The sequence below is a fragment of the Geodermatophilus sabuli genome, assembly GCF_010686765.1.
Lineage (GTDB): Bacteria > Actinomycetota > Actinomycetes > Mycobacteriales > Geodermatophilaceae > Geodermatophilus > Geodermatophilus sabuli_A.
In genome coordinates this window covers 34,127-47,235 of the sequence record NZ_JAAGWF010000015.1, presented here as the reverse complement: position 1 = coordinate 47,235, position 13,109 = coordinate 34,127, and the positions used below count along the sequence as shown (strand labels likewise).

Sequence of the window (13,109 nt, the reverse complement as noted above, 5' to 3'; positions counted from 1 at the left end):
GGTGTTGAGCCGAGCCGCCGCTACAGCTCCCGGCCCGTCGTGCCGATGCGGGTTGTGCCCCACCCTTCCTGATCGGAGCCCCATGAGCCACGTCCTGGTCGTCGACGACGACCCCGTCATCGCCGACCTCGTCGCCTTCCGGCTGGGCCGGCTGGGCCTCGAGATCTCCGTGGAGTCCGATGGGGAGGCCGGCCTGGCCGCGGCCCGGCAGCTGCGCCCTGATCTGGTGGTGCTGGACTGGATGATGCCGCGGATGAACGGCCTGGAGGTCTGTTCGGCGCTTCGCTCCGACCCCGATCGGGTCCTCGCCCGCACCCCCGTGCTGCTGCTCACCGCCAAGGCCCAGGAGCCCGACCTCGAGCGCGGGTTCGCCGCCGGTGCCACCGACTTCGTCGCCAAGCCGTTCAGCACCCGTGAGCTGATCAGCCGCGTCACCGCCGCGCTGCCGCCCGGCAGCATCCCGGCGTGACCCTGCTGCCGGGCCCCGTCGTGCTCACCAGCACGGCGGTCACCGGACTGGTCGTGCTGCTGCTCCTGTCGGTCGGCGGGGTGCACGTGGCCCGTCGTCGTCGGGAGCGGCGGAACGCGGCCCGTCGCGCCGAGCTCACCCCACTCGTCTACACGCTCCTCGACGGCACGGAGACCGTCCAGTCCCTGGCCGACGCCCCCGCCGTGCTCGACGACGTCGTCCTGCACCTCCTCCCCCAGTTGCGCGGGAACGACCGTCAGGTCCTCCGCGACGTCCTGGTCGCGCGCGGCGTGGTGGACCGGGCCGCAGCGGACCTCTCCGCCCGCGCACCGTGGCGGCGCGGCCGGGCCGCGATGCTGCTGGGCGCCACCGGCAGCACCCGGCACACCCACGACCTGGTCACCCTGCTGGAGGACCGCTCCCCCGACGTCCGGTCCGCGGCTGCGCGGGCGATCGGCAAGGCCGGCGATGTGGGGGCCGTCCCGCATCTGCTGGCATCGCTCACCTCGGCACGACACCTGCCCTCCGGCATCGTGGGCATGGCCCTCCTCGACCTCGGCACCCCGGCACTGCCGGCGCTCCGGACGGCCCTGGAGACGGGGTCGGCACGAGCACGGGCCCTCTCCGCCGGCCTGCTCGGGCTGCACGGTGACGTCCCCGCGACGCCCGCCCTCACCGCCGCGCTCGAGGACGACGCGTCCCCGGCGGAGGTCCGCCGGGCCGCGGCCGCGGCCCTCGGCCGGATCGGTGCCCCGCAGGCCGGCACCGCACTGAGCCGGGTCGCCGTGCTCGGGGGCGATCCGGCCCTGCGGCAGGCAGCGGCCGAGGCGCTGGGCCGCATCGGCGACCCAGACTGCATCCCGGCGCTCGTCGCCGGGATGGCGGCAGCCGACCTGCGGGTCCGCACGACCTGCGCCGACGCGCTCGCCGCGATCACCCCCGAGGGCCGCGACCGGCTCCGGACCCTCGCCACCTCCGACGGTCCGGCGGCCGGAGCCGCCGTGGCCGCCCTGGACGCGGTCTCCCCCTTCCGGCCACTGGCGGTGGCTCGCTGATGCGCGAGCTGCTCGTCGACGCCGTGTTCGTCGCCAACTGGGCCCTGCTGGCGCACGTCGCCCTCTTCCACCTGGTCACCGTGCTGCTCGTCCTCGCGGGCGCGCGGCGGGTCTGGCGGAACCGGCACTGGCGTGGCGTCGAGGGCCACGACGAGACCTTCGCCAGCCCGCTGACCCCCGCCGTCTCGATCCTCGTGCCGGCACACGACGAGGAGGCGGGCATCCTCGACACGCTGTCCGCCGTCCTGGGCCAGAAGTACCCGGCCTTCGAGGCCGTGCTCGTCGACGACGGGTCCACCGACCGCACCTTCGACCTCGTGGCCGAGCGTTACGCCCTCCGCGAGGTGACGCCGCGGCCCACCGCGGACCTGCCCGTGGACGGCGAGGTCCTCTCGGTGCACCGTGCCACCACCGGCGATCCGCTGACCGTCATCCGCAAGACCAGCGTCGGCCGGCGCTCGGACGCCCTCAACGCGGCGCTCAACCACGCCCGCCACCCCCTGGTCTGCATGGTCGACGGCGACTCGCTGCTGGAGACCGAGGCGCTCCTGCAGGTCTCGCGCCCCTTCGTGGAGGACCCGGACAACGTCGTCGCCTCGGGCGGGGTGATCCGGGCGGCCAACGGCTCCCTCACCGACCGCGGGACGCTGCTCGAGCCGCGGCTGTCGCGGCGCTGGGTGGTCCGCGTGCAGGTGCTGGAGTACCTGCGCTCGTTCTTGCTCGGGCGCACCGGCTGGGCCGACGCACACGCCCTGCTCATCATCTCCGGCGCCTTCGGGCTCTTCCGCCGGGACGTCGTCCTCGAGGTCGGCGGCCTCGACCCCCTGTCCCTGGCGGAGGACGCCGAACTCGTCGTCACCATCCAGGAGCACCTGCGCCGCAACCGTCGCCCGCACCGGGTCGTGTTCGTCCCCCAGACGGTCTGCTGGACCGAGGTGCCCGAGAGCTGGCAGGTGCTCGGCCGGCAGCGCAAGCGCTGGTCGCACGGGTTGGGCCAGCTGCTCTGGAAGCACCGCCGGATGATCGGCAACCCTCGCTTCGGGCCGATCGGGATGCTGGCGCTGCCGTTCTTCCTGCTCTTCGAGCTGCTCGGGCCGGTCGTCGAACTGGTCGGGCTCGCCGCGGTGGCGACCTCGCTGGTCCTCGGGCTGGTCCAGCCCGCCGTCGCCGGGGCGGTGCTCGTGCTGGCCGTCGCGCTCGGCGTGCTGCTGTCCGCGACCGCGATCGCGGTCGAGGAGGTCAGCTACCACCGCTACGGCCGCGGCCGTGACCTGCTGAGCCTGATGGGTGCTGCCGTCGTCGAGCACCTGTGGTTCCGGTGGGCGCACTCCTGGTACCGCCTGCGTGGCCTCGTCGCCGCGCTCACCCGCCGGACCCCGGTGTGGACGGCGATGCCGCGGGTGGGCTTCGCCGCCGATCCGCCGTCCGACCGGCTGGTGCCCGTCCGGCCCTAGCCCGGGGGGCAGCCAGCCGCGCTGACCGCGGCGAACTGTGCGACGAGCGCGGGAGAGTCGTCCAGCGCGTCGTGCCACTGCTTCCACTGCTCGTGCGTGAAGCCGGCGGTCGCCAGGCGGGCGTCGAGGTCGGTGGTGAACCCGGCCTCGTCGGCGAAGTTCGCGGACGCGACCGTGCACTGACGGGCGAACTCGACCTCGGCGATCCGGCCGGTGGCCGGGTCGGCGGGCGTGCCGGACGGCGCGCTGCTGGTCGCCGGAGCAGCCTCGGCCGGGGCGCCGGTGCCGCAGGCCGCCGTGCCGCCGAGCAGGGCCAGCAGCGCGAGGGCCGCACCGGCGCGCGCCCGGCGGCGATCACCGGACAACGAGGGTCACCGTCCCGGACGCGGTCCGCGGCGCTGCAGCGGTGTAGGTGATGACCAGTGGCACGGTGTAGGTCCCCCGCGCCAGACCGGTGGCATCGAGCCGGACGGCCAGGCTGTCGCTGGTGCGACCCACGAGTGCGGGTCCGCCCGCGGGTCGGCTGACCGTGGCGTCACCCGGGTAGCCGACCGTCAGCCCGGCGGGGAGGGCGCCCAGTCGCACGGTGAAGTCGGCCAGGTCGGCCTGGCCGGCGGTGAACGCGAGCTGGTGGAACGCGTTGCTGCCCACCGGGACCGACAGGTCCCTGCTGGCCTGGGTGAACTCGGGTCCGATCGCCGGCACCACGGGCACCGTGACGACGACCGTCGTGCTGAGGTCCCGGGCCTTGTCGTCGTTGCCGCCGCCCTGCTCCTTGCACTGGCCGTTGTCGCCGCAGGTGCTGGTGTAGGTGGAGTGCAGCGTGACCGGGAAGGACGCCGCCTGCGTGTAGGGCACCCGCAGCTCGAAGGCGGTGAAGTCGCGCGTGCTGCCGACCAGGGTGTCCGAGCCGTACAGCGAGGTGTCCGAGCCCCCGCGCGTGGTCGGGTACGTGACGGTCACCCCGGGGGGTGCGCTGACCGTCGTCGACCAGTTCGTCACCGTCTGGTCGCCGGTCCAGACGACCGAGAGCCAGGCCGACTGCCCCGGGACGACGGCCGCGGTCTGGGTGGTGACCGCCCGGACGCCGGTCTTGTCCACGTAGGCGCCGGCGACCGAGGGCACGAGGACCGGGCCGAGGAGGCCGGCGGCGAGGACCGCGAGCACGGCTGCGCCTCGGCGGCGGGCAGTCCGGAGCACGTCGCCCCCTCTCCGTCCGGTCGACGGGGACCGCTGATCGGAGCGCCGTCGGTGCGGAACCGTAGCGATCCGGCGGACCGCGGGTGCCGTCGTGCGCAGGGCGAGTCCTGCCAAAGCGGGAGGCCTCGCTCGATGTTCCCTGATGTGCCACCGCGCGTGCGGGACAATGGGTCCATGCGGTTCCTGCAGCGCCCCGACCACGACCTCACGTACGCCGACGTCTTCATGGTGCCCAACTCCTCGACCGTCGGCTCCCGGCTCGAGGTGGACCTGACCACGCCGGACCGGGTCGGCACGACGATCCCGGTCGTCGTCGCCAACATGACGGCCATCTCGGGACGGCGGATGGCCGAGACCGTCGCGCGCCGCGGCGGGCTGGCCGTCCTGCCGCAGGACATCCCGGTCGACGTCGTCGCCGAGGTCGTCTCGTGGACCAAGTCGCGGCACCCGGTCTACGACACCCCGATCACGCTGTCCCCGACGTCGACGGTCGGCGAGGCGCTGGCGCTGCTCACCAAGCGCGCGCACGGGATCGTGGTCGTGGTGGAGGACGGCTCCCCGGTGGGCGTCGTCACCGACGGCCAGTGCCAGGGGGTCGACCGGTTCGCCCAGCTGTCGCAGGTGATGACGGCCGCCCCGCTCACGATCCCCGCGGGCACGGACCTGCCGAAGATCTTCGACGTCCTCTCCGACGAGCGGGTCAGCGCGGCACCGGTGGTCGAGGGTGACCGGCTGGTCGGCGTCATCAGCCGCAAGGGCGCGCTGCGCTCGGCGATCTACACGCCGGCCACCGACGCCGACGGCCTGCTGCTGACCAGCGCCGCCGTCGGCATCAACGGCGACGTGGCGGGCAAGGCCGGTGCCCTGCTCGCCGCCGGCGTGGACGTGCTGGTGGTGGACACCGCGCACGGCCACCAGGAGAAGGCGGTCGAGGCGGTGGCGGCCGTCCGGTCGGTGGCCGGGGCCGCTCCGGTCGTGGCCGGCAACGTGGTCACGGCCGAGGGCACCCGCGACCTGATCGAGGCCGGTGCCGACGTCGTCAAGGTCGGCGTCGGGCCGGGCGCCATGTGCACCACCCGGATGATGACCGGCGTCGGCCGGCCGCAGTTCTCCGCCGTCGAGGAGTGCGCGGCCGCCGCCCGTGCGCTGGGCAAGCACGTCTGGGCCGACGGCGGCGTCCGCCACCCGCGCGACATCGCGCTCGCGCTGGCCGCCGGGGCGGCGAACGTCATGGTCGGCTCCTGGTTCGCCGGCACCTACGAGAGCGCCGGCGACATCCACGACGACGGCTCCGGGCGGCTGTACAAGGAGTCCTTCGGCATGGCGTCGGCCCGCGCGGTGAAGGCCCGGACGTCGGCCCAGTCGGGCTTCGAGCGGGCCCGCGCCGGCCTGTTCGAGGAGGGCATCTCGTCGTCCCGGATGTACCTGGACCCGGCCCGCCCGGGCGTCGAGGACCTGATCGACCAGATAGTGGCCGGGGTCCGCTCGTCGTGCACCTACGCCGGGGCGCGGACGATCGACCAGCTGCACGAGCGCGCGGTGCTCGGGGTGCAGAGTGCGGCCGGCTACGAGGAGGGCCGGCCGCTGCCGACCAGCTGGTGAAGCCGCTCCCGCTCCCGGTCTTCGAGCAGCTGGTCGCCGACGCGCTGGACGAGGTGCCCGAGGAGCTCATGGCGCTGCTGGACAACGTCGTCGTCCTGGTCGAGGACCGGAACCCCGACGAGCCGGACCTGCTGGGGCTCTACGACGGCTACGCGCTGACCGAGCGCGGCTGGCAGTACGGCGGCGCGCTGCCGGACCGGATCATGATCTACCGCGAGGCGATCTGCGACGTCTGCGCGACCGCCGACGAGGTCGTCGAGGAGGTCACGATCACCGTCGTCCACGAGATCGCGCACCACTTCGGGATCGAGGAGGAGCGCCTCCACGAGCTCGGCTGGGGCTGAGAGCGGGCGCCGCGCTGGTCGCGGGGGCTCGGCGACCGGGACGGCCTGGAGCGCACCTGATCGCACCCGGGGCGGCGGGTAGCGTGGGACGACGTGCCCGACGACACCGCTCCCACGGTCGGCAAGCTGCCGATCAAGATGCTGCACGACCGCATCCTGGTGGCGCTGCGCAAGGAGGACGGCGACCGTCGCTCCAGCGGCGGCATCCTGATCCCGGCGACCGCCCAGGTGGCCAAGCGGCTGGTCTGGGGTGAGGCGCGCGGGGTCGGCGCGTCGGTGCGGCAGGTGAAGGTCGGCGACACGGTGCTCTTCTCGCCCGAGGACCAGCACGAGGTCGAGGTGCACGGCGAGGACCTGATCATCCTGCGCGAGCGCGACGTGCACGCCGTCGCGGCAGAGCGCATCGAGGAGTCGACCGGCCTCTACCTCTGACGGAGGACCCCCTCCCCCCCCTTCGCACCCTCAGGGGCGGGACCACGCGAGGGCGCGACGGTCACGACTCGGCCTCGCCGCGGGAGTGGCGGGCGATGACGGCGGTCATGTCCTCCAGCCAGCGACGGACGACGTCCAGCTCCCCGTCGGTGTAGCCCTCCATCGCGGCCACGAGGTCGTGCGCCAGACCACCGAAGTGCTCGGCCCCCGCCGCCATCGCGGCGTCGGACATCTCCAGGCCCACGCGGCGCCGGTCCCCGGGGTCGCGCACCCGCCGCACGTGGCCGACCTTCTCCAGCCGGTCGACCAGCGCCGTCACCGAGGCCGAGCGCAGGTCGACGGCCTCGCCCAGCCGGCCGGCGGTGAGCGCCTCGCCCCGCCGGGCGGCGTCCATGATCGCCACGAGCGCCCGGACGTCGGTGCGGTTCAGGCCGTGCCGATCGGCGAATCGCTGGCCGACCGCATCCAGTTCGACGTTCAGCCGGCGAAGGAGGAGTGCCAGCTCCTGCCGCGCACGGGCTGCATTGTCGGCCACTCCGCACCTCCCCGTTCGCGCGCGGGCTCCCACCCGCAGTAACATCTCGACGATCGAGATTATCGACCATCAAGGAAACCCATGGCTCGCCGAGCGTCCGCCGTCCGCTGGCTCCTGCCGGCCATCATCGCCCTGCTCTGGCTGGGGCTGGCCGGCCCCCTCGGTTCGTTCAGCGGGAAGCTCGGCGAGGTCCAGGAGAACGACTCGGCGGCCTTCCTCCCGGACAGTGCCGAGTCGACGCGGGTCACCGAGCTGCAGCGCGGCTTCGCCACCGAGCGCACGCTGCCGGTGATCCTGCTGTGGGAGAGCGACGATCGGCTCCCTCCCGCGGCGCTGCAGGAGGCCCAGGGCCTGGTCGACGACGCGGTGGCCGTCGCCGAGGACGCCGGAGCGCTCGCGGGCGAGGCCTCCCCGGTGATCCCGTCGGAGGACGGGCGGGCCCTGCAGGCGGTCCTGCCCTTCGACCCGGACCTCGGCGACGCCCTGCCGGAGGTGATCGGCGACCTGCGCGAGCTGGCTCCCCTCGACGGCGCGACCTCGTACGTCACGGGCCCCGGCGCGGTCTTCTCCGACTTCGCCGAGGGCTTCTCGGGCATCGACGGGCTGCTCCTGCTCGCCGCGTTCGGCGTCGTGCTGCTGATCCTGCTGGTGGTCTACCGGAGCCCGCTGCTGCCGTTGCTGGTCATCTCCACCGCCGGGATGGCGCTGGTCGTCTCGCTCGCCGTGGCGTACTTCCTCGCGGAGCAGGGCTGGATCGCGGTCAACGGCCAGAGCCAGGGCATCGCCTCGATCCTGGTCGTCGGCGCGGCGACCGACTACGGCCTGCTGCTCGTCGCCCGCTACCGGGAGGAGCTGCGCCGGGAGGAGTCCCGGTTCACCGCGATGCGGATCGCGCTCCGCCAGTCGTGGGAGCCGATCGTGGCCAGCGGCGCCACGGTGGTCCTCGGCGTCCTGTGCCTGCTCTTCTCCGACCTCGGCTCCAACCGGGGGCTCGGCCCTATCTCCGCGGTCAGCATCGCGTTCGCCGTGCTCGCCGCGCTCACCTTCCTGCCGGCGGTCCTGGTGCTGTTCGGCCGGGCCGCGTTCTGGCCGTTCCGCCCCCGCTTCGGCGAGGAGCAGCGGCACGGGCGGGGCTGGGCGGCGGTGGCGACGGCGGTCGGGCGGCGCCCCGGCCGGTTCCTGCTGGGCAGCACCGGCGCCCTCGTCGCCCTGGCGCTGTTCGTGCCGACGTTCGACGCCGGTGGCATCGCGCTGTCCGACGCCGTCCGCGGGGGCTCGGAGTCCGCGGACGGCCAGGTGGCCCTCGCCCGGCACTACGAGGCCGGCGCCGCCAGCCCCGCGGTGGTCATCACGCCGGCCGACGGCTGGGAGGCCGTCGCCGAGGCCGCCGGCCAGGTGGACGGCGTGGCCGAGGTCGCCCCCTTCACCGGCGAGCAGGGCGGCCCGCCCGGAGCCGGAGAGGCCCCCGTCGAGTCCGATGGCCTCGTCCGGCTCGATGCCACGCTCGGGGACGCCCCGGACAGCGAGGCCGCACAGGACACCGTCGCCGACCTGCGGACGGCGGTCCGTGACGCCGACCCCGACGCCCTGGTCGGCGGCACGACGGCGAGCGACCTGGACACCCAGGAGACCGCCGCCCGCGACCTGGCGGTGATCGTCCCGCTGGTCCTGCTGGTGATCACCGTCGTCCTGGCGCTGCTGCTGCGCGCCCTGCTCGCCCCGGTCGTGCTGGTCGCGACGGTGGCGCTCAGCGTGCTGGCGACCGTCGGCGTCAGCGCCCTGGTGTTCGAGCACCTGTTCCGGTTCCCGGGCAGCGATCCGCAGGTGCTGCTGATCGGCTTCGTGTTCCTGGTCGCCCTCGGGATCGACTACAACATCTTCCTGATGACCCGGGCGCGGGAGGAGTCGATCCGGCACGGCACGCGGGACGGCGTGCTGCGGGCACTCGCGGTCACCGGCGGCGTCATCACCAGCGCCGGGCTGGTGCTGGCGGCGACGTTCGGGGCGCTCACCGTGCTCCCGCTGGTGATCCTCACCCAGCTCGGCTTCCTGGTGGGCTTCGGCGTCCTGCTGGACACCTTCGTCGTCCGGTCGCTGATGGTGCCCGCCGCGGTGCGGCTGATCGGCGACCGGATCTGGTGGCCCAGCGCGCTGGCGAAGGGGCCGACCGCCCCGGAGCGCGAGCTCGCGACGGGAAGGGACCCCGCTGCCCCCCACCATGGGAGGACCCCGTCCTCCTCGTCCCTCGCTCGCTCGGGCGAGGGTCGGGACGGAGCCGGCGGCGGGACCCTGCAGCGAGGCCGCTGAGGCAGGATGGCCGGGTGGATCCCCTGCGCGTGGCCGTCCTGGGTCCCGGCGGCGTCGGGGGGCTGCTCGGCACCCTGCTCGCCCGGCAGGGGCACGCCGTCACGTGTCTGGCCCGGCCCGGCACGGCCGCGCAGATCGAGCGGCACGGGCTCCGGCTGGCCAGCGACCGCTACGGCGAGGTGACCGCGACCGCCTCCGGCGCCGAGCGGCTGACCGGACCGGTCGACGCCTGCCTGGTGACGCCGAAGGCGACCCGGCTGGAGGAGGCGCTGGAGCGGCTGCCCGCGCCGGTGCTCGGCGACGCGGTCGTGGTGCCGCTGCTCAACGGCCTCGAGCACATGGCGCTGCTCCGGCAGCGCTACCCGGCCGCCCGGGTCGTCGCCGGCTCGATCCGGGTCGTGGCCAGCCGGACCGCACCCGGGGTCGTGCGGCACGAGGGAGCCCTGGCCGCCGTCCAGCTGACCCCCGGCGCGGAGGCGCTGGCCGATGCCCTCGCCGGCGCCGGGGTCGACGTCGCCGTCCGCCCCGACGAGGCCGGGCTGCTGTGGGACAAGCTCTGCTTCCTCGCCCCGGTCGCGCTGCTCACCACCACCCACGACGCGCCGCTCGGCGTCATCCGGGAGCAGCAGGGGGACGACCTGCGGGCCCTGGTCGAGGAGGTCGCCGCCGTGGCGCGGGCCGACGGCGCCGTGGCAGACGCCGGAGCGACCCTCGCGTTCGCGCAGAGCGTGCCCGGCGGGATGACCTCCTCGATGCAGCGCGACGCCGCGTCGGGCAGCGAGACCGAGCTCGAGGCGATCGGCGGTGCGGTGCTGCGGGCGGCGCAGCGGCACGGCGTCGACGTCCCCGTGACCACCCGGGTCGTGACGGCCCTCCGCGCCCGCCTGTCCTGACGGAGGACCTCCCTGGTCCCGGCCTCCCCCGCGGGGCGGTTCAGGGGCGGCCCGCCCGGACCCGCGCCAGCCAGGTCGACGCCTCGGCGAACGCCGCGTCCGTCGACACGTCGGTCACCGGCTTGTTCTCCCGACCGTCGGCGCGGGGATAGGAGCCGAGGAAGCGGACGTCGTCGCACACCCGGTGCAGCGCGGCCAGCGCCTCGCCCACCCGCGCGTCGCCGACGTGCCCTTCGCAGTCCAGGGAGAAGGAGTAGGCGCCCAGCCGCTCCCGCGTCGGCCGGGACTCGATCCGGGTGAGGCTGATCCCGCGGACGCCGAACTCCCCGAGCAGCTCCAGCAGCGCGCCGGTGCGGTCACCGACGACGGCGACCAGCGACGTCTTGTCGTTGCCGGTCGGCTCCGGCAGCGGCCCCGGCGGCGCGACCAGCACGAACCGGGTCACCGCCCCGGACCGGTCGGCGACCTCGTCGACCAGGACGTCGAGCCGGTAGCGCCGGGCCGCGATCGGAGCGCACACCGCCGCGTCGAGCTCGCCCGCCGCCACCTGGCGCGCGGCCTCGGCGGTCGAGGTGGCCGGCAGCGGCACGATCCCGGGCAGCAGCTCGGTCAGCCGCCGGGCGGTCTGGGCCAGCGCGTGCGGGTGGCTGGCCACGCTGCGGACGTCGGCGAGCTGCGTGCCCGGCCGCGCGGCGAGCACGAAACCGACGGGCATGAACACCTCGCGGGTGATCAGCAGCGGATCGCCGTCGGCGAGCCCGTCCATGGTCGCCGGGACCGAACCCTCGACGGAGTTCTCCATCGGCACGAGGGCGGCATCGGCGTCCCCGGCCCGGACGGCGGCCAGTGCGGCCGCGACGCTCGGCGCCGGCTGGCGCGTCCCCTCCTCGGCAGCTACGGCACTGACCAGGGCAGATTCGGCGAAGGTACCCTCGGGCCCGAGATAGGCGAACCTCGTCGGGGGCCGCGTCACAGGCATCGCAGGCATCCGACGAGGGTAGTGCGGGCAGGTCGGTGCGGACGCTCCGGCCGGGGAACCGCCGCCGCCGCCCGGCCCCCGGCCGCACCGGCCGGACACCCGCGATGGAGGGATGCGTGACTCCCGGCTCCGACCGCCTCACCGAGGGTGACCTCGAGGATGCGCTCTGGCGTCTGCTGGCGGCCAGCGACCGGGAGGACCCCACCGCGTTCACCACCGAGCACGACCGCACGGAGGCCGTCCTCGCCACCTCGGACGACCCGGGGTGGAGCGCGTGGCGGCACGCGCTCGCCGCCCGCCGCGGCCTGGTCGACGGCGATCCGGAGGCGGTCGCGGCGGGGGTGGCGGCGGCCCGCGAGGCGCTGGGCCGACGCCGTCCCGACGCCTGGACCGCGCTCACGCTGGCCTACCTCTCCCACGTCGAGGTGACCGCCGACCACGTCGACGCCGCGATGCTGCTGGCCATCGACGCCAGCCTGCTCACCGAGACGGCCGCCGACGGGGAGCCCTCGCGCGCCCTGCACCAGGCCCACCTGTGGCTGTCACTGACCCTCACCACGCTCGACCTCGAGGAGCTGGCGGTCACCCAGGCACTGGCCGGCCACCGGATCGCCGCGGAGCTGCCCGACCTGGCCGACCAGTGGCGGCTGCTCGCCCTGTCCGCCCAGCAGCACACCGAGCTGGCCCAGACGCTGCACCGCCGCGGGGACGCCGACCGGTCCCGGCAGCTGGCGGACACCGCCGTCGACTGCGCGAACGCCGCCCGGGCCCTCGCCTGGGAGCCCGATCCCGCCGAGCAGGACCTGCTCGACCTGGTCCAGGCGTGGGCGCTGGCCTGCCGCGGAGACCTCGACGAGGCGATCGGCCCCATGCGGCGGGCGCACCGCCGGATCGGCGCGGACGGCGGGGTGTGGCTGCGCGGGTACGCCGACCTCCTGCTGGCCCGGCTGCTGACCCGGATGTCCCGGTCGGAGGGCGGCGGCGGGTACGGCGCGGAGGCCGGGGACCTGCTGGTCGACGCCGCCGGGGCGTTCGCCGCCACCAGCGACCGGCGGCGCTACCGCCAGTGCCTGCTGGAGCTCGGGCAGAGCACCGCGGCGATGGGCCGGCCGGCCGAGGCGCTGTACTGGCTGGACGCCTACCGGGCCGACACCGGGCGGGCACACGCCCGCGGCCGGGAGCTCTGGGCGGAGATGTTCGTGCGCCGGTCGCGGCTGCGCGAGGCCGAGCGCCAGGCCGCCGTGCTGCGCCGGCACGCCCTGGAGGACCCGCTCACCGGTCTGGGCAACCGGCGCAGTGCCGAGCGCCGGCTGGGCAGCCTGCAGCTGGGTGAGGAGCCCCTGTCACTGGCCGTCGTCGACATCGACCGCTTCAAGGAGGTCAATGACGACGCCTCGCACTCCCACGGCGACGAGGTGCTGCGCCGGGTGGCCGACCTGCTGCTCGAGCACAGCCGCACCGGCGACGAGGTGTACCGCTGGGCCGGTGACGAGTTCCTCGTCGTCCTCCCCACGGCGACGGAGACGCAGGCGCTGGTGGCCATGGACCGGCTGCGGGCCGCCGTCGCCGGCGCCGACTGGGGCGACCTCGAGCTGGCCGAACCGGTCACCGTGAGCATCGGGGTGGCCACCGCGTCCGCGCCCGCCGACGAGCCGGTGGGCTGGCGCTCGCTGTTCGACACCGCCGACCTGCACCTGTTCTCGGCCAAGCGCAGCGGGCGCAACCGGGTGCGCGCGCCCGGCGGCCGGGCTCCGTGCGAGGGCGCCCCGTGAACCCGGTGGCCGGATGGGGCGGCTGTGACGAAACGGACGACGGCCGTCACACCCCCCGGCGCGCCCC

General features: G+C 75.1%; 13 protein-coding genes. 9 read left to right on the top strand and 4 right to left on the bottom strand.

Features of this window, described 5'->3' with window-relative positions:
* Positions 1–82: 82 nt before the first annotated feature.
* The 3 genes from GCU56_RS13985 to GCU56_RS13975 are packed head-to-tail and all read left to right on the top strand — an operon-like array spanning position 83 to position 2,978.
* Positions 83–469 carry a response regulator transcription factor gene (locus GCU56_RS13985; protein ID WP_163482353.1) on the top strand — a complete coding sequence of 129 codons (387 nt, stop codon included), beginning with the start codon at positions 83–85 and terminating at the stop codon, positions 467–469.
* Complete coding sequence (locus GCU56_RS13980) at positions 466–1,524, top strand: HEAT repeat domain-containing protein (RefSeq protein WP_163482352.1); 1,059 nt, start codon at positions 466–468, stop codon at positions 1,522–1,524. The genes GCU56_RS13985 and GCU56_RS13980 overlap by 4 nt, the downstream gene beginning before the upstream one ends.
* Complete coding sequence (locus tag GCU56_RS13975; RefSeq protein WP_163482351.1) at positions 1,524–2,978, top strand: glycosyltransferase family 2 protein; 1,455 nt, start codon at positions 1,524–1,526, stop codon at positions 2,976–2,978. The genes GCU56_RS13980 and GCU56_RS13975 overlap by 1 nt, the downstream gene beginning before the upstream one ends.
* Here the strand turns inward: GCU56_RS13975 and GCU56_RS13970 are convergent.
* Both GCU56_RS13970 and GCU56_RS13965 read right to left on the bottom strand, forming a co-directional pair.
* On the bottom strand, positions 2,975–3,343 hold the full coding sequence (locus GCU56_RS13970; protein WP_163482350.1) for a hypothetical protein: 369 nt from the start codon (positions 3,341–3,343) through the stop codon (positions 2,975–2,977). The two genes, GCU56_RS13975 and GCU56_RS13970, sit on opposite strands and share 4 nt — an antisense overlap.
* The gene (locus GCU56_RS13965; protein ID WP_163482349.1) at positions 3,333–4,145 is read right to left on the bottom strand and encodes a hypothetical protein; all 813 of its coding nucleotides are present in this window, start codon (positions 4,143–4,145) and stop codon (positions 3,333–3,335) included. Before GCU56_RS13965 ends, GCU56_RS13970 begins: the two co-directional genes overlap by 11 nt.
* Positions 4,146–4,352: 207 nt before the next feature.
* On the opposite strand from GCU56_RS13965, the gene GCU56_RS13960 reads away from it, so the two are divergent.
* The 3 genes from GCU56_RS13960 to GCU56_RS13950 all read left to right on the top strand — a co-directional run bounded on the left by GCU56_RS13960 (position 4,353) and on the right by GCU56_RS13950 (position 6,556).
* Positions 4,353–5,780 (top strand): GuaB1 family IMP dehydrogenase-related protein, encoded by a 1,428-nt coding sequence (locus GCU56_RS13960; RefSeq protein ID WP_163482348.1) that lies wholly within the window; start codon positions 4,353–4,355, stop codon positions 5,778–5,780.
* Positions 5,777–6,124, top strand: a complete 348-nt coding sequence (locus GCU56_RS13955) for a metallopeptidase family protein (protein WP_345771840.1) — start codon at positions 5,777–5,779, stop codon at positions 6,122–6,124. Before GCU56_RS13960 ends, GCU56_RS13955 begins: the two co-directional genes overlap by 4 nt.
* 93 nt (positions 6,125–6,217) lie before the next feature.
* Entirely contained in the window at positions 6,218–6,556 is a 339-nt protein-coding gene (locus GCU56_RS13950) for a GroES family chaperonin (protein ID WP_345771839.1), read from the top strand.
* Between the two features lie 61 nt (positions 6,557–6,617).
* Here GCU56_RS13950 and GCU56_RS13945 read toward each other — a convergent pair whose 3' ends face one another.
* Positions 6,618–7,091: a MarR family winged helix-turn-helix transcriptional regulator gene (locus GCU56_RS13945; RefSeq protein WP_345771838.1), complete on the bottom strand. Its 474-nt coding sequence runs from the start codon at positions 7,089–7,091 to the stop codon at positions 6,618–6,620.
* 81 nt (positions 7,092–7,172) lie between these two features.
* On the opposite strand from GCU56_RS13945, the gene GCU56_RS13940 reads away from it, so the two are divergent.
* Positions 7,173–9,398 carry an MMPL family transporter gene (locus tag GCU56_RS13940; RefSeq protein WP_163482346.1) on the top strand — a complete coding sequence of 742 codons (2,226 nt, stop codon included), beginning with the start codon at positions 7,173–7,175 and terminating at the stop codon, positions 9,396–9,398.
* 14 nt (positions 9,399–9,412) lie between these two features.
* On the top strand, positions 9,413–10,291 hold the full coding sequence (locus GCU56_RS13935; protein WP_345771837.1) for a ketopantoate reductase family protein: 879 nt from the start codon (positions 9,413–9,415) through the stop codon (positions 10,289–10,291).
* Positions 10,292–10,331: 40 nt separating this feature from the next.
* Here the strand turns inward: GCU56_RS13935 and pheA are convergent, their stop codons facing one another.
* Positions 10,332–11,279, bottom strand: coding sequence for a prephenate dehydratase (pheA, locus tag GCU56_RS13930; protein WP_239522264.1), 948 nt, complete (start codon positions 11,277–11,279; stop codon positions 10,332–10,334).
* Positions 11,280–11,386: 107 nt separating this feature from the next.
* Here pheA and GCU56_RS13925 point away from each other — a divergent pair, with 107 nt between their 5' ends.
* Positions 11,387–13,042 carry a diguanylate cyclase gene (locus GCU56_RS13925; RefSeq protein ID WP_163482345.1) on the top strand — a complete coding sequence of 552 codons (1,656 nt, stop codon included), beginning with the start codon at positions 11,387–11,389 and terminating at the stop codon, positions 13,040–13,042.
* Positions 13,043–13,109 lie beyond the last annotated feature (67 nt).

Excerpts from the sequence above, each read along its gene's own strand:
- GCU56_RS13985 (WP_163482353.1), top strand. The coding sequence starts at position 83 with ATGAGCCACGTCCTGGTCGTCGACGACGACCCCGTCATCGCCGACCTC.
- GCU56_RS13975 (WP_163482351.1), top strand. The coding sequence starts at position 1,524 with ATGCGCGAGCTGCTCGTCGACGCCGTGTTCGTCGCCAACTGGGCCCTG.
- GCU56_RS13960 (WP_163482348.1), top strand. The coding sequence starts at position 4,353 with ATGCGGTTCCTGCAGCGCCCCGACCACGACCTCACGTACGCCGACGTC.
- GCU56_RS13940 (WP_163482346.1), top strand. The coding sequence starts at position 7,173 with ATGGCTCGCCGAGCGTCCGCCGTCCGCTGGCTCCTGCCGGCCATCATC.
- pheA (WP_239522264.1), bottom strand. The coding sequence starts at position 11,279 with ATGCCTGCGATGCCTGTGACGCGGCCCCCGACGAGGTTCGCCTATCTC.